Source organism: Mogibacterium sp. CM50 (genome assembly GCF_000293155.1).
Classification (GTDB): Bacteria; Bacillota; Clostridia; order Peptostreptococcales; family Anaerovoracaceae; genus Mogibacterium; species Mogibacterium timidum.
Map to the genome: position 1 here is coordinate 22,239 of NZ_ALNL01000043.1, position 19,445 is coordinate 41,683.

17 protein-coding genes and 3 pseudogenes are annotated in these 19,445 nt (G+C 38.9%); 4 read left to right on the forward strand and 16 right to left on the reverse strand.

Annotated elements, in window-relative coordinates:
- Window positions 1-32 precede the first annotated feature (32 nt).
- Together HMPREF1152_RS06950 and buk are read right to left on the reverse strand one after the other, a co-directional pair.
- Window positions 33-1,214 (reverse strand): aminotransferase-like domain-containing protein, encoded by a 1,182-nt coding sequence (locus tag HMPREF1152_RS06950; protein WP_009644517.1) that lies wholly within the window; start codon window positions 1,212-1,214, stop codon window positions 33-35.
- A gap of 39 nt (window positions 1,215-1,253) precedes the next feature.
- A complete protein-coding gene (gene buk / locus HMPREF1152_RS06955; protein WP_009644472.1) occupies window positions 1,254-2,312 on the reverse strand; it encodes a butyrate kinase in 1,059 nt (352 codons plus the stop codon).
- A gap of 288 nt (window positions 2,313-2,600) precedes the next feature.
- Here buk and pduL point away from each other — a divergent pair, with 288 nt between their 5' ends.
- Window positions 2,601-3,185, forward strand: coding sequence for a phosphate propanoyltransferase (gene pduL / locus HMPREF1152_RS06960; RefSeq protein ID WP_009644530.1), 585 nt, complete (start codon window positions 2,601-2,603; stop codon window positions 3,183-3,185).
- Between the two features lie 79 nt (window positions 3,186-3,264).
- Here pduL and HMPREF1152_RS06965 read toward each other — a convergent pair whose 3' ends face one another.
- The 8 genes and pseudogenes from HMPREF1152_RS06965 to HMPREF1152_RS07000 form a co-directional block, all read right to left on the reverse strand.
- Window positions 3,265-4,458 (reverse strand): ABC transporter, encoded by a 1,194-nt coding sequence (locus HMPREF1152_RS06965; RefSeq protein ID WP_009644526.1) that lies wholly within the window; start codon window positions 4,456-4,458, stop codon window positions 3,265-3,267.
- Window positions 4,451-5,338, reverse strand: coding sequence for an ABC transporter ATP-binding protein (locus tag HMPREF1152_RS06970; protein ID WP_009644504.1), 888 nt, complete (start codon window positions 5,336-5,338; stop codon window positions 4,451-4,453). Before HMPREF1152_RS06970 ends, HMPREF1152_RS06965 begins: the two co-directional genes overlap by 8 nt.
- Window positions 5,319-6,107: a hypothetical protein gene (locus tag HMPREF1152_RS06975; RefSeq protein WP_009644520.1), complete on the reverse strand. Its 789-nt coding sequence runs from the start codon at window positions 6,105-6,107 to the stop codon at window positions 5,319-5,321. The genes HMPREF1152_RS06970 and HMPREF1152_RS06975 overlap by 20 nt, the downstream gene beginning before the upstream one ends.
- Window positions 6,104-6,631, reverse strand: coding sequence for an RNA polymerase sigma factor (locus tag HMPREF1152_RS06980; protein ID WP_036379374.1), 528 nt, complete (start codon window positions 6,629-6,631; stop codon window positions 6,104-6,106). Before HMPREF1152_RS06980 ends, HMPREF1152_RS06975 begins: the two co-directional genes overlap by 4 nt.
- A 556-nt stretch (window positions 6,632-7,187) precedes the next feature.
- Window positions 7,188-8,221 (reverse strand): annotated as a pseudogene (locus HMPREF1152_RS10085) (hypothetical protein); the annotation flags it as partial.
- A gap of 125 nt (window positions 8,222-8,346) precedes the next feature.
- Window positions 8,347-8,598, reverse strand: a pseudogene (locus tag HMPREF1152_RS09385) (BREX system Lon protease-like protein BrxL).
- 710 nt (window positions 8,599-9,308) lie between these two features.
- Window positions 9,309-11,174, reverse strand: coding sequence for an ABC transporter permease (locus tag HMPREF1152_RS06995; RefSeq protein ID WP_083844351.1), 1,866 nt, complete (start codon window positions 11,172-11,174; stop codon window positions 9,309-9,311).
- Window positions 11,171-11,923, reverse strand: a complete 753-nt coding sequence (locus HMPREF1152_RS07000; RefSeq protein ID WP_009644574.1) for an ABC transporter ATP-binding protein — start codon at window positions 11,921-11,923, stop codon at window positions 11,171-11,173. The genes HMPREF1152_RS06995 and HMPREF1152_RS07000 overlap by 4 nt, the downstream gene beginning before the upstream one ends.
- Before the next feature lie 73 nt (window positions 11,924-11,996).
- Between HMPREF1152_RS07000 and HMPREF1152_RS09900 the strand changes: the two are divergent.
- A pseudogene (locus tag HMPREF1152_RS09900) lies at window positions 11,997-12,185 on the forward strand (transposase); the annotation flags it as partial.
- A gap of 53 nt (window positions 12,186-12,238) precedes the next feature.
- On the opposite strand, the gene HMPREF1152_RS07005 reads toward HMPREF1152_RS09900, so the two are convergent.
- From HMPREF1152_RS07005 to HMPREF1152_RS09610, 5 genes are all read right to left on the reverse strand, one after another.
- Entirely contained in the window at window positions 12,239-13,036 is a 798-nt protein-coding gene (locus HMPREF1152_RS07005) for an IclR family transcriptional regulator (protein ID WP_009644527.1), read from the reverse strand.
- A gap of 148 nt (window positions 13,037-13,184) precedes the next feature.
- Window positions 13,185-13,721, reverse strand: a complete 537-nt coding sequence (locus HMPREF1152_RS07010; RefSeq protein WP_009644516.1) for a 2-oxoacid:acceptor oxidoreductase family protein — start codon at window positions 13,719-13,721, stop codon at window positions 13,185-13,187.
- Between the two features lie 11 nt (window positions 13,722-13,732).
- Complete coding sequence (locus HMPREF1152_RS07015) at window positions 13,733-14,458, reverse strand: thiamine pyrophosphate-dependent enzyme (RefSeq protein ID WP_009644488.1); 726 nt, start codon at window positions 14,456-14,458, stop codon at window positions 13,733-13,735.
- Entirely contained in the window at window positions 14,458-15,537 is a 1,080-nt protein-coding gene (locus HMPREF1152_RS07020) for a 3-methyl-2-oxobutanoate dehydrogenase subunit VorB (RefSeq protein WP_009644559.1), read from the reverse strand. Before HMPREF1152_RS07020 ends, HMPREF1152_RS07015 begins: the two co-directional genes overlap by 1 nt.
- Before the next feature lie 18 nt (window positions 15,538-15,555).
- Window positions 15,556-15,753, reverse strand: a complete 198-nt coding sequence (locus HMPREF1152_RS09610) for a 4Fe-4S dicluster domain-containing protein (RefSeq protein WP_009644496.1) — start codon at window positions 15,751-15,753, stop codon at window positions 15,556-15,558.
- Window positions 15,754-15,953: 200 nt separating this feature from the next.
- Here HMPREF1152_RS09610 and nhaC point away from each other — a divergent pair, with 200 nt between their 5' ends.
- Window positions 15,954-17,384, forward strand: coding sequence for a Na+/H+ antiporter NhaC (gene nhaC, locus HMPREF1152_RS07025; protein ID WP_009644529.1), 1,431 nt, complete (start codon window positions 15,954-15,956; stop codon window positions 17,382-17,384).
- Window positions 17,385-17,495: 111 nt separating this feature from the next.
- Here the strand turns inward: nhaC and rarD are convergent, their stop codons facing one another.
- Entirely contained in the window at window positions 17,496-18,380 is an 885-nt protein-coding gene (gene rarD / locus HMPREF1152_RS07030; protein WP_009644484.1) for an EamA family transporter RarD, read from the reverse strand.
- Between the two features lie 187 nt (window positions 18,381-18,567).
- On the opposite strand from rarD, the gene HMPREF1152_RS07035 reads away from it, so the two are divergent.
- Window positions 18,568-19,236: a trimeric intracellular cation channel family protein gene (locus HMPREF1152_RS07035; RefSeq protein WP_009644503.1), complete on the forward strand. Its 669-nt coding sequence runs from the start codon at window positions 18,568-18,570 to the stop codon at window positions 19,234-19,236.
- Window positions 19,237-19,445 lie beyond the last annotated feature (209 nt).

The following is a 19,445-nucleotide window of genomic DNA, read 5'->3' on the forward strand; positions in this document are numbered from 1 at the left end:
ATTCAATAAATAGAATTTTTTCTCTAACCACTTTATATATATTTTTTAAATACTTCTCCAAGAATTTTAATACCCTCACGAATTTGATCATCATTTACCATAGTAAAGTTCATTCTAACAGTGTTTTTAACTCCTTCATGAGCAAAAAAAGATTCCCCTGGGATATAAGCGACTCCAGCATTTACTGCATCATCCAAAATTTTGTCACTGTCAAGCCCTTCAGGAAGCTCTAGCCACAAGAACATTCCTCCATCCGGTTTTGTGTATTTTATTTCTTTTGGAAAATACCGTTCAATCATCTTGATCATCAGATCAGCTCTGTGCTTATATGTCTCCTGTATTTCCCTGATGTGTTCCTCTAAATCAAACATCTTCATGTAATATGCAACTATCATCTGTGTAATCTCAGGGCTCTGTAAATCATTAGTTTCTTTTAGTTCTTCTGCCATAGATGCAACCTTTGGTTCAGCACACATCCAAGCTACACGCATTCCCGGGCTTAGAATCTTTGAAAATGATCCCAGATACACTACCTGACCCTTTTTATCTAATGACTTAAGATCAGGTAATTGTTCATTTCTAAACCTTATTTCTCCGTAAGGATTATCCTCGATTACTACCACGTCATGTTTAGAAACAACTTCCATAAATTTCTGTCTACGTTCCAGAGTCCATGCCTTACCAGTTGGGTTCTGAAAATTTGGGATTACATACATCAATTTCGCCTCAGGTGTGTTATTAAGCACTTCTTCCAGGTGCTCAATAACTATGCCGTCATCATCAGTATCAACCCCTGCAAATTCAGCACCATAAGGTCTAAATGCGTTAATGGCTCCCAGATAACTTGGATTCTCTGTAATTACAACATCACCTTCATCGATAAACATCAACCCTGCAAGACCAATACCTTGCTGCGATCCACTAAGCACACATATATTATCTTTTGTGCACTTTACGTTTTCTTTCTTATTCATTCTATCAACGATAAACTCAAGAAGTTCCCCATTACCTTTTGTAAGTCCATATGAAAAGGCTCTAATTCCCTCCATTTCAATCATTTCATCCGTGGCAGCTTTTAAATCCTCTAAAGGATATAGTGCCGGATCAGGCAATCCTGCAGCAAAAGATATGATATTATCATTACCTGCAATCCTTTTCTGAACAGCACGAATACCGGATGCTTTTATACGATCCATACGAATAGAAAATTTCATTTTTAACCTCCCCTTATTCATTAATCAGTTCAATATACGTTAGTATATCTTTACATCCTCTTCGCCGTTAAGCACCCTGAGTGCACCTAACGCCAAAGCTATCATCTCGAACTCGCCTGCTACTACTTCTGTAGGAGCGATTGCTTTCGTCATCTTGGACACTTCGCCTGTAATGTAATCGGAATGTGCGATTCCGCCAGTGATGATAATTCTATCAATTGGCTCTGAGAAAGCCGGAACGTAAGAACTTATCTCTCTCGCAACAAAATATGCAAATGCATCGTATATCAGCTTCGCTTCTGTATCACCGTTCTCAATGCGCTTTTCGATTTCTAGAAGATCCTTAGTACCTAGATAATCATAAATACCTCCAGATGTACTAACTTTTTTAACCATCTCCTCGTAGGTGTAGTCACCAGAGTAGCATAGCTTGATAAGCGGATAAGATGGAAGTCCGCCACTTCTCTCAGGGGAGAACGGGCCGTTCGTTCTTCCGCCACTACCATCTACCATCTTCCCGTGGTTATGTGCAACTATCGAAATACCGGAGCCTAAGTGTGCAACGATAAAATTACATTCTTCGTATTTCTTTTCCAGTTTATTTGCAACGAATCTAGAGACTGCCTTGTGATTCAATGCATGAAACCAACTCGGTCTCTCTAACTCTTTAATTCCCGCAATCCTCGCCTTATCCATCATTTCATCCACGGAAACGGGGTCAACAACAAACGAAGGAATTCCAAGTTCATCACCGATAGATTTTGCAAGAACTGCTCCTAGGTTAGATGCATGCTCACCATACTTAGCCTGTCTAAGATCATCAATCATCTTGTCGTTTACCGCATATGTACCACCTTCGATAGGGCGCATTAATCCGCCTCTACCTGCTACACAACCAAGGTCTTTTAGTGAGAAGCCAGCCTCTTCAACAGATTCGATGATTAGATTTTTTCTGTATTCATATTCATCAAATACATGAGGGAAAATACCCAAATCATCCGCAGAATGAATAACTGTTTTTTTAAAAATTTCTTTATCATCTTCATAAACTGCAATCTTAGTGCTTGTCCCACCAGGATTTATAATTAGCAACTTCATATACGTTCTCCTAGTTGTTCAGTCCTTGTTCTATTAATCAGAACTATGTTCTATTTTATAAGTATTTTATTAGTTTTTCTAATCTATGTCAATCAATTTTATAATTAAGAAATTACAGCATACATGTTGAAATTTCAAAACTTCAAAGTTGAATTACATTTATAAAAAGGTTTTTCCATTTCAATTTGCTCTTGATATCAATTCAGAAAATCATTATCCTTAACATCAGAAGCCCAAGTTATTTAAATTACATCAATTTTCCAATGTGCATAGAAGAGGATGAACAGAATGAGTACTTTAAACGTAAGTGTGGAAGTAAGCGCACGTCACATACACCTCTCTCAAGAAGATATAGAGAGGCTTTTCGGAAAAGGATATGAGCTTAAAGTAAAAAAGGAAATTGCCGGTGGTTTTGTTGCAGAGGAAAGGGTAACCCTTGTTGGTCCTAAAAGAGCAATAGATAGAGTAGCGATTCTTGGACCTGCCAGAAAAGAAACACAGATTGAACTTGCTGCCACAGATGCTCGTTTAATAGGAGTAAATGCACCAATAAGAATGTCGGGAGATCTCGCCGGAACACCCGGAATCAAGATTGTCTCTGCTGACGGCACAGAAATCGAAGTAGATCATGGTTGTATTATCGCTCAACGTCATGTCCATCTTTCAGAAGATGATGCTGCCAAGTTTGGTGTAGAACAAAACCAAATAGTAGAATTATCGATTGATACAGGATGTAAAAGAGCACTGGTTTTTGGTGATGTCATTGTTAGAATCGGAGGGGAGGACAGTGTAGTCCACCTAGACACTGACGAAGGAAATTCTGCTTGTGTTGGCTCCGACTGTGTAGGGACATGCATTGCACGCAGTCTGTAAACACCGATCTATGCACATCGGATCCTTCGTCAGTTTTTTCACATACTGTGTTTATATATAGATTGATTGTATAGAATCATTATTTATCATAATATTTGTTAAATGACCTATAGATAAACGGCATAATCATAATCGCAATAATAGAATACATCGTCATCAACATAGGTATTTGCATTACCACTGTTTCTCCAAACTGATATAAAAGTGGCAACTTGATACAGTTATACACATTTATCAGTTGATCCGGTGTAATATTGAAAAATTTTTTAAATGGAAGCACTCTGCCAATAAATGGTGACAATATAAACAGTGATAATGGAAAGCACATAGCCAAAACCAGAGAATGGGTTTTGGCCGACACTAGCATTGTTATCACTACTGCAAGCATAACTCCTACATAACCTGATAACAGCATTATCATATATTTTTGTGCAAATGTGTATGCGTACATACAATAGCTATCCTCTATTTGGATTGGTGAAGATGCTCCGCTTATCCCCATAACCCCAAAGGATATGATTGACATTATGAGCATAGCTCCCCAATAAATTATAGTTGCCATAATTAGACCTGTTGCTATCTTTATTTTCGTTCCTCTGCTTCGACCCATCTTGGTGCTGAAGAAAATCGAATCTGCTCCAAGCCTGAATTCTTCTGAGAATAATCCTGCTGCGAAAAAGGATATTACAATTAACAATATCATCGAATATGTTGTCGCATATAAACCCATGGTTTTCCATGATTCTGCCGGAGCGTATTCAAAAGGCTTACGCACTTTTTGATACTGCTTCTTCAGATATTTTCTCTTCGCTTCTCGAACACCATATTCTTTTATCATGTGATCAATATTCTTTTCTCTTATAGAATATATATTCCTTGATTTGTTAATATCCAATCCATTAATTACCGACTCATCAAAATCTTTATCGTAGCAAAGAATACTAACAATCATATCTTTTATGTCACCGTATTCCTGCTCATTTACTGCATATACAGAATCCGAAATTGTACTCCCATACTTTTTATTAAGATTTTTATCTTTCTGTATTATTTCTGCAAGAATATCAGAGGTTAACGCTCCTTTATATTTTAACTTGACTTCAGTAAGTTTCCTCGGTGCCGATAAACCATTATGGACATTTCCATACTTATCTACAAACTTAACGCTCCATATTGAAAAGAAACTAAATGCAACTGCGATAATAAGCAATGCCAACAACAGAATCCTGTTAATACCCCTACTGAATAATTTGCTGAATTCACATCTAATCATTACTACCACCACCAATCTCGCCAAAATGATATAAAAAGACATCTTCAAGCGTGGTATCAACACATATTGCATTTTCTCCCGGTCTTTCTTCTGCCAAAATACGTGCTTGTGTATACTCTCCATCCGTCTTGATCGCCCCAATAGGATTTACGAAACGGGAAACAAAGCTCTCCGCTTCTTCTGTTTTTTCACGATATATCCATACCTTACAAGGAAGTTTTCTACACAATTCGCCAATTGTTCCTTGATCAATTATTCGCCCTTCCTTCATCACAAATACTTCTTTTGCTATGGCTTCAATATCAGAAACAATATGTGTAGACAACAATACAATTCTGTCATTTGACAGTTGACCTATGAGATTCCTAAACCGTATCCTTTCCATGGGATCAAGTCCTGCTGTAGGCTCATCCAATACAAGTATCTTAGGGTCATTCAAAAGTGACTGTGCAATGCCTACTCGTCTTTTCATTCCTCCCGATAATTCTTTCATTTTTTTTGATGAATCTTTTTGCATGCCCGTAAGTTCCAACAACTCATCAATACGTTTCTTTGAGATAGCTTGCCTGAGGCCTTTTAACGCAGAAATATATTTAAGATAATCTTTTACAGTAAGTTCCGGATAAAAGCCAAATTCCTGTGGTAAATATCCTAAAATATCTCTATATTTCTCATTCATTTCAAATACATCTGCACCTTCATAGTAAATAGCCCCTTCTGTAGGTTTCAGAATTGTACAAATCATTCTCATCAAAGTCGTTTTACCGGCACCATTTGAGCCTAAAAGGCCATATAGTCCGGATTGCATTCTAATCGAAACATCATCCACAACAACCGCATCTCTGAAGCTTTTTCTTACTCTATCCAAAATTAAATCCATTTATTTGTTCCTCCCGATATTTACTGTTTTTATTTAGAACCTTGCGCACATTATAGATAATCAAAGAAATACAAACGGCAAATAGCCCCATCCATATCAATGGTGTTATTTTAGAATAAATCGCTTCATTAAGTGCTACAGACATCCATATTGAATTAGCAACAATACATATAATCATAGTTGCTAATTCATTAAAAGGTTTGCTACACGAAAATGCTATTATGCATATAGTAGCCGCAATCATAACAGGGAAAACAAATTGTTTTAATATATCTACAAACAAAATATTTTGAAGTTGCGTTGCAGCAGTACAAAAGAATGTTAGAAAAATCGTATCCACAAGTCCAAAAGCTATAAGTTTTGCCGCATATACCTTTCTTAAATCAAATAATGAGGATTCCTCGATTTCCATTGATTTGCATTCCATATTTTCCCATAATTCAGGGATGATCAATATGACAAACAACGCAGCCAAAATACTCCATCCTCGATATATATAATCAACATCACCTGAAACAGACAGCCATTCACATGCCAAGAACAATAGTATCCCTTGAAGAATCCACCATCTCTTACGCATTATCTTCATCTGAATAATCAAGAACTCAGCAAAATCAATACGACTTGTCTTCTCTTTAGTAATCATAATTTCTTTTGCTTTAAGAACCGTGCTGTCTATAGCATCCTTTGACGGAGCTGATGTAATCTGCTGCGGAATATTTCTAAGCAGATGTTCTATTTTTTTATCAGAAAAATTCTTATTTTTCATACTTCACCTTCCAAAAACTCTTTTATCATTGCTTTCCCTTTTCTTAATCTATATTTTACAAGAGGCAACCCGATTCCGCATATTTCTGCAATTTCTTTCTGCTTTCTGTCAAGAAAGAAATACAGTACTATAATCTCCCGTATATCATCAGGTAATCTATCAACTGCTGCCTTTGCATCCAAATACTCTATTTCCTCACCGCAATCATCGTTGTTTGAATCGATCGTACTCATCACACGATCGATTGAAATTTCCATATTTCTCATCCTCTTTTTTTCATCAATACATTTATTTCTGGCAATTGTATAAAGATAATTTAGAAGTTTGCCATTATGCCTATATTGGTTAATTTCTTTTAATAAAGTTAAAAACACCTCTTGAGTTAAATCCTCAGCTGTATGTATATCAGCCGAGTGATATCTGCAATAATCAAATATATTCGCATAGTATTTACGGATTATTGACTCCGCAGCCTTAGTGTTTCCATCTTTTGCACTACGGATTAATATATAATCCGTATTCATGTTTATCACCAATAATCCTCCTCTTATAATCAAGTGCTAATTGTTAAAAATTCAGGTTTTCACCCTGTTTATCTCAGTGAATAAGCTTCAGCTCCTAATTCTGAAAAACTCTCTTTTATTAAATATAACGATTCATATATCCAAAAGGATAGCGTATTTATTTTATTTTTTATAATATTAGTTTTTGACATTCGCCTTCCGAGGAGAGAAAAGGGGTTCTTTTCAGGGATGCGTGTTGACATAACTCCACATTAACCGCAAAAAAGTTATAGCCTCAATATGAAAAAGTGGTGTCCCTATGCTTCCTTTTAAAAAACTAAAGAACACCGCTTTTTATGCCCATGTTACGAAGTAGAAATAAATACGGGCTTGAAATATAAGGCTTTCAGAGGACGGTTTTGACAAGTTAAAGGGAATATACCTTTTTCCTTAAAATCGTCTTTGTACTACGTAACAAATAAAAAATGAAAGAATATAAACACGGCTGCCTCATCATCAATCCTTTTCAACCCGGATTCTCGAATATCCACACTAGCATTCGGGAATCCATCAATAACTACTTTTGTTCCGGGCGAGCAAGCAGCGGCTTAACACCCAGATCACGGTACAGCTGTTCCTGTTTCATCAGGACTTCGCCCTGTATAGGAGCCTTTCCGGGTTCCGGATAGCATTCGATGACATCGAGCTCATGCATCGTGCACCTTGAATACAGATGACCGTCTTCCATTTTCTTGTTGATGTATGACAGGTAGATCAAGGCAACAAATTCGACGAACAGCTTGCCTTCAAGTGAACTTTCCGAAGAAATCAGTGTTCTGCGAAGGTTCAAGCGGTCTTTATAGTTCCGGAACGCCTTCTCGGCTATGTCACGCATCCTGTATAGCTTCAGCGCTGTGATCGGGTCCTTAACCTCGTTGCTGAGGAGTATGAAGAACCCATATCGTTCATGAGCTTGATCTATCTTGTCCTGACAGTATGTGACTGAGATGCCGCGCTTAGGAGTCTCCCTGATCTCGAAGTATTTCCGATACTCCTTTTCATGTTCCGGCACACGATGTCCGGGATGTTCCCGGCAAGCTTCCTGTAGTAGAACGGAAGACTCGACTCCTCGAACAGTATGGCAAGATTGATCTGTGGCAGATGATCTCCGTCCTTGTTCTTACCGTCCTTGACCTGACGGAGAGTCTCAGAATAACCGGAGAGCGATGTCGTGTCGTACGCCCAGTATTCATTCTCGGATCTGCGTTCGCCCTGAAGGCGGAAGAACTTCATCTTTTGTTCTTCAGTGATGCTCTGGAACAGTTCACCGGACCTCTGAGAGGAGATATCTTTGCCGTACGGATGCCGGTGGAGCTTGCCCCACTTGCTGAACCTGTACAGGGGGTTCTCATCTTCTAGGATCAGGTAATATGCTATTGAGAGTATCTGTTTGTATGTATCCGGGAAACAGACCTTGAGATCTGCCCGGACGCCTGTGAGTTCACCGATCTGATCGAACAGATAAGTGGCTCCATAGAATACCCTCTCTGTACGCAAAGCAGGGATTGCATCAGCTCCCTGCTGCAGCCGTTCTTTGCGGCGTTTGCCACGGCCAATTGTAGAGGATTTATATATGATGGATCTCACCTTCCGTAAAGGTGCCTCAAATTCCGCGATGGTGCCACCCAAAGTAAATGAACAAGGGAGGCTCCCTCTCCGAAATATACAGGATATTTTCAGCAGTACATAACACTCTGATTGATATTCCCTACAAATACAATTGATGCAGCTGTTGTTTTCTCTTCCTTATCTCTAGCAAAGAATCCTGATGCTATGTAGTCTTTCATGATTTGGATTCCGTCATTATATTAGAACTTAATGCCGACAACTATATCAAAAGCTACACAGACCCAGAGGCTAACAAGTCCCATAATCCTGCGACTCATGTTATAGAAGAGGTTTGCTACTATCGTCTGTCCTCCAGACACAAGAATGCTGTTCGGAGAAACCTCTTTAACCAGGTACTATTTTCCTATTGAGCGCGATCCGAACTCACATAGGTTAAAATTGTTCCAACTCTACAACGCACTCTCTTATACATTTACCTCTATTGATATTTCAAGGGTTACAAATGCATGTATTCTACACATTATCTCTTGTGGATAGGTTTTCGGAAGATTTTGCGGGCATATTTCAGTCACCGGTCATCTATACGATCTTACTATTTTGTTATCAATATACGCACTTCTTTCACTCAGGCATGCATGAACATAAGATGACCCATAAAAGACGGCAATAACTGTCGCGACCATTTGACCAACTACGTAACATACCAGATACTTATCAACTACACCCCTTCTAATTTTCAGAGAATGCTCTGGTTCAGCATCAAAAATGCGATATCTTTCGGAAATGAGTCTAATGTTAAAATTCCATTTGCAATACGATCATATTGTCCTCTCGCATTCTCGGAAGCTAATAATTCACATTCTGTATAATTATACTAGCTATTTTTATATTCTTTCTATAATATCTTGAATATCCGACATCAAAATATAAGTTAACCCCAATATGATAATTACTAAAGCAGTATTTAAATCGTCACATATTCTTCCACGTCTTTCTAAGAATTTCCCGACCACATCCATACACCGTCAGTCGTCAGATTTAGGCACCCTGCAACCGTCCCGAGCCCTCATCAAGTCACTTTTCTGATATAATACTTTGTATACTGCCAGGAAAATAAATGTGCCGCTACTAGAATAATGATTCCCATCACTACGGTATAAAAAAACGTGAGCATCGCCAGGTGAGATACTCTCATTAATCCGATTGCGAATCCCCCTCCAGCGATGACTGCGATCATTGCCGGAATGACAGTCAGTGTTTTTATTTCAGCATAGAACGACAAACAAAGCTCCTCTCGGGTATAGCCAATTTTCTGCATGCTTCGAAACCTGCGAATATCCGCACTAATCCCTGACATCATCCGAAAATGTAACATGCTTAACATCAATGCAATCAGAAGAAGATTCATCAAGGTCACAACAAATATGAGAAAATGCATGCCCACTTTACTGTTTTTTGCATCTTCAGCCTGATTGGATATGAATATATCATCCCTGTCTAAATTGTCCAGTTCCATTATCCCTTCCAATAGCGTTTGGGATTGCTCCAAACTTTTACATGTGATCATACGGAAATTCACCTCTTCATATGATGCATTTCTTTTTAGCTTCTGATAGTCATGGTCATTTACTATGATACAGTATCTTGCTATCAAATCATTGTTGAGAAGAATATCATAATACTTATGCACAGGCTTACAGTACTCACTATCATCAAGAGTGAATCCTTGAAAATCAATTTTATCATGTGGATAACCATCATCTAGCCGATATTCTGAAAATACCAGGCATTCATTATTCTTGAGTTTGTAATTTTTATTCGTGAACGAGGACACACTTTCCGAGGAAAAAACAGCATCATAATGCTCTGTTACATAAGCCCTTATATCATAATTTTTTTCTATCTGTATCTTGTTATCCTTTGCAATTTTATCAATCTGTGCATCGCTGACCGCTGAGTTCTTTTCAAATGAACATATAACGATTTGGAAGGGGTATTTTTGTTCATTATTTCTCATACCTAATTTCATACTCGTAATAGAGAATGCCTGCAAAAAAACGACAATCCCCATAAGACAAATTATAAAAATAAAGAGATTGATGTTATCGGCAAATTTGTACCGGATGTTACTGTAATAGATCATTCGGGAATAATATTTCCCGGATTTTCGCTTCTTTAAAAAATCTATCACACCGCTGGAATTCATCATCATTAAAATAATGCCGACCACAAAAAATCCATAACAGAATAAGAGATTGTTTCGATTTTCCTGATTCAGACACAACAAAGCATAGAAAAGCGGGCCTGCAACCACTGCAAAACCTATAAAAGCAATTGCCACATGTGATCTGATCCCTCTCCTATGCTTGCGATTTTCCATCAAGAGATTCCGGGTTGTCATTCTGGAGTAATATAGCACTAGTGCTATCACAGTCAATACCATTACGATTGTAAAAATTACTGTGACATAACCATAACTTTTTAAACCTGCTGTGAACCGAAGTCCCTCGATTCCCATGATCGTGCCTGCCGTTGAATAGAACAAAATAGATATTCCGCTTCCAACCAATAAACCAATGATCAGAATACATGTCGAAAGTAAACAGTCTTCTTGTATGACCATATTTCTAGTTTCATTTTTATCTATTCCAACAGCTTCCAGTATCCCGTATTCCTTTGTCTTTTGTCTATGATAAGAAAAGAAAGAATATGGAATGAAGAAACACATAAACGCCAATGTTGCGGCAGTTGGCAATAGTACATTTGAAGATATGAATGGGTCTACAAGTTCTTCGTTCATAAAGGTGCTGTTCAATGCAAGGCTCGCAAAGAAAAAAACGACAGCTACCAGAACGATATTACAACCGATCAGTAAGGTTGACTGTTTCCATTTCGCAGAGCGCATTTTTTTGTAGAGGTCGGAATGTTTCATCATCTCACCGCCTCACGCTTACTGAGCTCATACAGGATCTCATGATAAAAATTTTCCCGCGTGTCCTTGCGGATGATTTCATATGTAATCGTTCCATCTTGAAAATATAAAATACGATCCCCATAGCTGGCCGAGGCAGGATCATGGGTGACCATCAGTATGGTGATTCCTCTCTTATTTAGTTCTTCAAAGCATTCCATAACACTGCTCGACGACCTGGAATCCAAATTGCCAGTAGGCTCATCCGCGAGTATAATCTGCGGATCATTGATCAGCGCACGACATATCGCCACTCGCTGTTGTTCCCCTCCAGACAATTCATAGACCCACTTATCTCTGAGTTCTAAGATGCCAAACTGTTCCATGATATCATTCGCTTTCGAAACTGCCTCCCCCGGTTCCATTTCATCCAAATGCATGGGAAGGATAATGTTCTCGGTCACATTCAAACTGTCGATCAGATTAAAATCCTGAAATACAATCCCAATATGATCACGTCTGAACAAAGCAAACTCTTCCATACTCAAATCCGTAACAAATTCATCGCTAATGACGATATCTCCGGCATCTGCTCGATCTACTCCAGAGATCAAATTTAGTAGTGTGGTCTTCCCTCCGCCTGAAGCACCCATGATGACACAAAATTCTCCTTGCGGTACAACAAAGCTCACATTTCTTGTCGCCTCAGTTGTCACTCCCCTATAGGAATATGTCTTCATTAAGTGAGCAACCTGCAATATATCTTTATTCATATTCGTCCCTTCTCTCTAAATAATTTAGAATATAGCTAAAAGCAGCATATACCGTAATAAAACTAAATGAATTCAACGAGGAACAAATGAAAATACAAATGGACTTCTTAGAGAGTATTTTCCTAAGAGTTACGACCTTAATGATGTGTCAGAAGAATATATACAAAGCAAAGTGGATGAAATGAACAAGCGCCTGCGAAAATGCCCGGGGTTCAAAACACCATATGAAGTCTATTATTCAACTGTGTTGCACTTAGCTTGACAATTCAAGTTCACAAAAACTTTTATATATAATCATTAATGATATCCAATATCTTATTTTACAAAAAGCTCTCTCGTAATTTCAGCACTTAAGTCCTTCATGAAGTTGATTTTCTCTTGAAACTCGCCATCCATTATACGGAACTTTGGACCAGCAAGGCTCATAGCTGCAACAACTTTGCCGTTTTTAAATATGGGCACTCCTACACAGAACAATCCGACCTCTCGTTCTTCATCATCACAAGCATAGCCGCATTTCTTAATTTTCTCCAATTCCTTTTCCAGTTCCTTAACAGTAGTAATCGTCGAATCTGTGAACTTCGTCATAGGGCTAGGCTCATATACGGACAAGTCAACATTATCTGAAAAAGCCAACAAGCATTTACCCAGAGATGCACAATAGCACTCACTCATAGACTCAATATCAACTTTAACTCCAAGTACAGATTTACTGGCACATTCTGCCAGAAGGCGTATTCTATACATCCCTTCACCGTCTACATCTAACACTCCTAAATTTACAGAATCGCAATACTTGTCATTTAATCGTTTTAAATACGGCAGAATTATTTCCACCAGCTTTTGTTCAGGAGCTTCACTACCTTTTAATGCATAAATCTTAGATCCTAGCGAATACATTTCATTCGAAACATTTTGTTCAATATAACCTCTGTTCTGCAAGGTAGCCAGTGTACGGTAAACAGTGCTCTTGTACAGTCCCAAGTCTTTACTTATCTGGGAAATAGAAACTCCTTTATCCTGCAGATATAGATATTCTATTATATCTATAGTTCTATCTACCGAATTTATTATCACTGACTGATTAGCATTACCAACCCTGTGTTCACTCATATAAAACCTCCATTATCATTGATATTATAAACTAAACTGAACGTAAAGCAAAGGATACCGCAATGTTTCATGCGATACCCCAAATATAATACCTTGTAGGAGCTTTTATCCGCTGTTTTTACAAATTTAGGAGACTAATCGCCTAAATTTACTTACTGTAACCGGCTCTAAGCATTTCTTTGTTCTTTTCATTGTACTTCCCTTTGCCCTGTATCTCGAAGTAACCGCACATTGACTTCTCAAATTCATCATATGCAAAAAGGTCCGATTCAACAAGCATCTTCCCCAACATGCAGAGATTAGCATTTCTCTCACTCTTTAGGTCTATTGCTAAGTCTGTAGCATCACATTTTACAACTTTAATATCACCACGATACTTTCTGCCTTCATCTACAAGTGATGAATTTACATAAAGAGTACCGCCTGGATTCATTGCATTCTCGTAAATATCAACCGCGGAACTGCTCATCGCCATTACAACATCAGGATGATCGGCATATGGAGATGCGATTCTTTTGTCACTAATAATCACATTGCAATTGGCATTTCCACCTCTCATCTCGTTTCCATAAGAAGGAAACCAAGTAACATTTAATTCCTTTTCATATGCTGCATACATCAGTATTTTACCGGCAGTAAGCACGCCTTGACCACCTAGTCCAGCACAAATAATGCTTTTCTTCATAATACCCTCCACTATCTGTCAATAAACTCCCCTAATTCATACTGTTTAGTCATAACATCATTAATATACTCCATTGACTTAGGGGGTGTCATACCCCAATTTGTTGGGCAAGGCACAAGTACCTCAACTAGCGAAAAGCCTTTACAATCACGCTGCTTTTCAAGCGCTTTTCTTACATATTTTTTCGTCTTTGCAACATTTGCCGGATTTGTGACCGATGTTCTTGCCAGATAGGCAATCGCCAATCCCCGCATTATCTTAACAACATCAAAATTCTCACCACTATCAGCCAAAATTCTTCCATCCTTTGATGATGTCGTACGCTGCCCTATCATTGTTGTTGGTGCCATTTGGCCACCTGTCATTCCGTAAACAGTATTATTCATTACAAAAAATGTGACATTCTCATTGCGAGTTGCTGCAGCCATAGTTTCGCCTAATCCAATAGCATATGCTCCACCATCTCCACAGATTGTAAGCGCATACTTGTCCGGGCGTACACGTTTCTGAGCAGTTAAGGCTGCTCCCATTTTACCGTGTGGCGGAACAATAGCATCGACCCACATACAAAACTGGAACTGATGATTACATCCTATATCTGAACAAATGATCGTATCACTAACAATATCCATTTCAGTCAAAACTTCACCAAGAATCCTATCAAAAATTCCATGCCCACAGCCAGCACAGAACCTATTCTCTGCATACATGAGTTCAGGGGCTTTTCTAGCAACCATTAGAATACCTCCACTTCTTTAACCTCGCCGTTATAAACAGCTTTTGCAAATTCAATTACCTGATCTACTTTTGGGATTCTCTGCCGTGTTGCCAAAGCAAACGTTGGAAATTTCCCTTTAACTGTTATAATTACATCATCTCGCATCTGTCCCATCATATTCACTTCTACTGTAACAACACCACGGCATGTATCCGGAATAGTTTCAAATGCTTTACGAGGATATGGCCACAATGTAATTGGCCTTATTAATCCTAATTTAAAGCCTTCTTCACGAGCCTGCTCAACAGCACCCTGTGCAACCCTGGAAGATATTCCATAAGCAACGAGAACAACATCTGCGTCTTTAACTTCGAAGCTCTCCCAACGCTGCTCTGTTTCGCTAATCTCACGCATCCTCGCCAGATAATCATCATTCCATTCATCTATATCCTTGAAATATGTGATATCGGTAATTACCTTGTAATCTTTGCCAGGTTGAACGCCCTTTACTGCCCATGGTTGCTCCTGATCAATGTCGTATTCTACAAACGGAGGAAGCTCACATGGTTCCATCATCTGCCCGATAGTTCCATCAGAGAGAATTAACACCGGGTGACTCCACTTCTCTGCTAATGCAAATGATTCGTAAGCCATGTCTACGTTCTCCTGAACGGAGTTTGGTGCGAGTACAATTAGGTGATAATCACCATTTCCCCCGCCCTTTACTGCCTGCCAGTAATTATCCTGTCCAGCAGAAATAAATCCATCACCGATACCAAATCTCTGTACACACGCTGCTACAGCGGGAACTCCAGCTGATACCCAATATGCTATACCTTCTTGATATAACGAAAATCCCGGGCCGGATGTAGATGTCAATGCACGAACTCCAAGTGCACGTGCAGCAAACGTCATATTTACACTTGCAATTTCAGACTCTCCCTGAACAAATGTCCCTCCAACCTCTTTCTGTCGCCAAGACATCCACTCAAGAATTTCCGACTGAGGCGTGATCGGATATCCGGCATAGAAACGACATCCTCCTCTTATAGCACCTTCAGCTAGAGCCTCATTGCCCTTCATTATTCTCTTTTCCATAACAAATCTCCTATTAATTTACAGAATTTCAAACACCAAATCCGGACACATAGCGTAGCAACAACCACACTGAACGCATTTCTCCTGATCTACAGCGACAGTAATAACCCCTTTGCCGTTTGTTCTACCAGAAAGGCTGAGAGCTTTAGGTTTGCAATTTGCGACACACAAATAACATCCTTTGCACCGTTCCTCTCTCGTTCTTACTTTTTCCATAGTCAATCATCCTTTCTTGTGGTGAATCTTAACAGTCATGTTCTGTATATTAGAACATTGTTTCGTTTATCGGAATTGTATCACCGCTAATGGTAATCGTCAATGATATAACCTACAGTATTTACAATTCGCAATTGATGTGATAGATTAACTTTAGAACATCGTTCTATTTTAAACAATTGATTGTGCGGAGTAGTGCTATGAGAAAACACAAGAATGAAATTGTTACACACAGGAAACCAAGTCTAGGTTTATCATTGATACCGATACTATCTGTATTTATACTCCTGCTACTTGCTTTGCTAAAATACAGAGTCGATATACAAATTCCACTCATAACAGCGTCGATTATTGCTGCCGTGATTTCGGTTGTTGTGTTAAAGAATCCTTGGGCTGATATTGAAAAAGGAATTATAGGTTCTATAATGAATGCAATGCAAGCGATACTTATTGCGTGTATTATTGGTCTAATTATTGGTTCGTGGATTGCCGGTGGAATTGTTCCCAGCTTAATATATTACGGGTTAAAGCTTTTATCACCTAGATTTTTTCTAGTAACGTGTTTATTAGTATGTTCAGTTGTCAGTGTGTCTACAGGTAGTTCGTGGACTACCTGCGGGACATTGGGAGTTGCCATGGTAGGGATTGGATCGGCAATGGGCATACCAGCAAGTATAACCGCCGGCTGCGTAGTTTCCGGAGCATATTTTGGAGATAAGATGTCACCATTTTCAGATACTACAAACCTTGCTCCGGCTGTTTCAGGGACAACTCTTTTTGCACATATTAGGCACATGATGTATACCACATCAGTTAGTTTTGTGATTGCCTGTATTCTGTATTTCTTGGTTAACTTCAAGTATGTATCGCATAGCAGGACTAGTAAAGATATCGTGACTGTCACAGCTGTACTTAGAGATCATTTTACAATCTCACCGCTTTTGCTGTTACCGCTTTTGATTCTATTTTGCATGATTTATTTCAAAATTCCTGCTATTCCTGGATTAATATTCAGCGTTCTATTAGGTGTATTCTGCGCACTTGCAATTCAAGGAGCGTCAATTATCGAAGTCGGAAGATGCTTGAGCTATGGATTTACTATGGATAGCGGAAATGAAATGCTGGATAAACTGCTTACAAAGGGCGGTCTTCAAAATATGATGTGGACAGTATCGTTAATACTATGTTCACTAACATTTGGTGGTATAATGCACCAATCCGGTATGCTTGAAACAATTGCAGAGAGCATCCTGAAAATAGCAAAATCCAACGGAAGTTTAATATGTGCAACCGGTTTCACTGCAGTAATGATTAATGTGATATGCGGTGAACAATACCTATCTATATTAATTACAGGAAAGATGTATAGCTCCGAATACAAGAACAGGGATTTAGCTCCCCAGAATCTCTCGAGAACATTGGAGGATTTTGGTACCATCACTTCACCGTTGATACCTTGGACAACTTGTGCCGTTGCTATTAGCACTTATCTAAGTATACCTACCCTCAATTATGCACCTTACGCGTTTCTCAACCTAATAAACCCATTTGTAGCAATAGTATTTGCAATTACAGGTTTCTCAATAAAGAAAAGGTCATCAATATCTCCGGAAGATATCGTCGATGCTTAATAAGTTTAGTGCATTCCCTAGGTACATAAATCATATATCGTCTAAACAATAGCGACTTGTCATAAGGCAAATCGCTATTGCTTTACCTTGAACAGTTCAAATAATAAATTCCTACTTTCGGTTCTTACTGTCTTTAAATTCCCCATAAGAAAAGAATATAAGCCCTAACCAGATTACTCCGATTGCCATAAAGAGAATTCTATCTGCAGGTTCTTTATATATTAATACCCCGATTATCAGCGTTATAGTCGGACTTATATATTCTGCCAGACCAAGTACAAACATAGTTGTTCTTTGTGCCGCATATGCGAATAATCCGAGCGGTATAGCCGTTGCGAAACCACATAAAAGTAACAGCATATAGTGGTAAAAGGCCCCTCTGCCAATTGCTCCTGTTCCATGTAATTCCATATAAACAATATAAATGAAAGCAAATGGCGCTAAAAATATAGTCTCGTAAAATAGCGACAATACCGGTGGATATTTCACTGTTTTCTTGATTGCCGAATATGTAGCAAACGTAATTGCAAGTAACAGTGCAATACCCGGAATCTGTCTATAATGAATTAATATAATAATTACACTTAAAGATGCCAATCCAATTGCAATTAATTTACAAAAAGTGAGTCTTTCTTTAAAAAATATAATGCCCATTGTACAAACTGCCAACGGTTCAATATAGTATCCTATACTTGTCTGTATAATGTGTCCAGAATTCACAGCCCATATAAATATGCTCCAATTAGATGTTATTATTAAACCCGTTATAACGTACTTGCATACAATCTTTTTATCCTTTAGTGGTGACAATATCTCATGCCACGAGTATTTTAGCCGCGCAAATACAAGGCTAACGATAGCAACTAACAGTATCCGATAAATTATTATTACAGATGAAGGTATTGGAATTAGTGATTTCCAATATAAAGGTAAAACACCCCAAAGACCTGTACACATAATCGCTGCTAAAAAGCCTTTTTCGTATTCACTTTTCATTAGACCACCTCTATTTCCTGTCAAATCTGCCCTCGCAAGTAATTATTATACATATATATTGTAATCTTACAGTCGCTTGCGGGCAATTATTACACATTAATTTACAGGTACCAACAACACATGTTATCCTAAGATATCATCGATAAAACTCATATTGTACCTAAATATCACTGGGAGTCCATAAAATTTGTTACAACTATACAGCATTGAAAACATCATATTTGCACTAGAGATCGTCGGCACCATCACCTTCGCGATCTCAGGCGCCACGCTTGGCCTTGAGAAAGGTATGGATCTCATGGGTATCACCATACTAGGCTTAACCACAAGTGTCGGCGGCGGAATTATCAGGGATCTGATCGTCGGACAGACGCCTCCACTGACGTTTAGGAATCCGATATACCTAATAGTATCTATTATCACATCAGTTATCGTATTCCTGCCGCCGGTCAGAAAATGGATATTTTCTAAATCTACGCTCTATGAGATGCTCATGCTCGTCATGGATTCCGTCGGACTAGGCGTGTTTACGGTAAGTGGCATCCAAGCCGGATATGCTACGACATCTATCCACGGCGTGATACTGCTGTCGTTTGTCGGAGTAGTTACGGGTGTCGGCGGTGGCGTGCTCAGGGACATGATGGCCGGTGACAGACCGTACATCTTCGTCAAGCACTTCTATGCCAGCGCGTCACTCATCGGGGCCATATTCTGCACGGTGCTGTGGAACAATATAGACCAAAGAATCGCAATGACCGGCGGAGCAGCAATTATCCTGGTTTTGCGATTGATGGCCGCACGGTATCGCTGGAGTCTGCCTAAGGCTAACCCTGATAGAAATACAAGCGATAGTTAAGTCTCAGAAATGTATGTGCATATCGATTGTATTTTGAAGCCGGATGAGGCTGACAGCTAAAACAAATAAAAACTGAGTCACAAGAAAACGGAGCGGCTCTGCTGCTCCGCTTTTGTCAGACGGATACTGTGAAGCCGGGAGTACTCGTATCTGCCCGGCTCATCTATGTCATTGTGTCATGTACACCGGCAAAATGTCGGTGTGAAGCA

What these genes read in the sequence shown, in the direction of transcription:
- HMPREF1152_RS06950 (WP_009644517.1), bottom strand. Translation starts at nt 1,214, where the DNA reads ATGAAATTTTCTATTCGTATGGATCGTATAAAAGCATCCGGTATTCGT.
- buk (WP_009644472.1), bottom strand. Translation starts at nt 2,312, where the DNA reads ATGAAGTTGCTAATTATAAATCCTGGTGGGACAAGCACTAAGATTGCA.
- pduL (WP_009644530.1), top strand. Translation starts at nt 2,601, where the DNA reads ATGAGTACTTTAAACGTAAGTGTGGAAGTAAGCGCACGTCACATACAC.
- HMPREF1152_RS06965 (WP_009644526.1), bottom strand. Translation starts at nt 4,458, where the DNA reads ATGATTAGATGTGAATTCAGCAAATTATTCAGTAGGGGTATTAACAGG.
- HMPREF1152_RS06970 (WP_009644504.1), bottom strand. Translation starts at nt 5,338, where the DNA reads ATGGATTTAATTTTGGATAGAGTAAGAAAAAGCTTCAGAGATGCGGTT.
- HMPREF1152_RS06975 (WP_009644520.1), bottom strand. Translation starts at nt 6,107, where the DNA reads ATGAAAAATAAGAATTTTTCTGATAAAAAAATAGAACATCTGCTTAGA.
- HMPREF1152_RS06980 (WP_036379374.1), bottom strand. Translation starts at nt 6,631, where the DNA reads ATGAATACGGATTATATATTAATCCGTAGTGCAAAAGATGGAAACACT.
- HMPREF1152_RS06995 (WP_083844351.1), bottom strand. Translation starts at nt 11,174, where the DNA reads ATGATGAAACATTCCGACCTCTACAAAAAAATGCGCTCTGCGAAATGG.
- HMPREF1152_RS07000 (WP_009644574.1), bottom strand. Translation starts at nt 11,923, where the DNA reads ATGAATAAAGATATATTGCAGGTTGCTCACTTAATGAAGACATATTCC.
- HMPREF1152_RS07005 (WP_009644527.1), bottom strand. Translation starts at nt 13,036, where the DNA reads ATGAGTGAACACAGGGTTGGTAATGCTAATCAGTCAGTGATAATAAAT.
- HMPREF1152_RS07010 (WP_009644516.1), bottom strand. Translation starts at nt 13,721, where the DNA reads ATGAAGAAAAGCATTATTTGTGCTGGACTAGGTGGTCAAGGCGTGCTT.
- HMPREF1152_RS07015 (WP_009644488.1), bottom strand. Translation starts at nt 14,458, where the DNA reads ATGGTTGCTAGAAAAGCCCCTGAACTCATGTATGCAGAGAATAGGTTC.
- HMPREF1152_RS07020 (WP_009644559.1), bottom strand. Translation starts at nt 15,537, where the DNA reads ATGGAAAAGAGAATAATGAAGGGCAATGAGGCTCTAGCTGAAGGTGCT.
- HMPREF1152_RS09610 (WP_009644496.1), bottom strand. Translation starts at nt 15,753, where the DNA reads ATGGAAAAAGTAAGAACGAGAGAGGAACGGTGCAAAGGATGTTATTTG.
- nhaC (WP_009644529.1), top strand. Translation starts at nt 15,954, where the DNA reads ATGAGAAAACACAAGAATGAAATTGTTACACACAGGAAACCAAGTCTA.
- rarD (WP_009644484.1), bottom strand. Translation starts at nt 18,380, where the DNA reads ATGAAAAGTGAATACGAAAAAGGCTTTTTAGCAGCGATTATGTGTACA.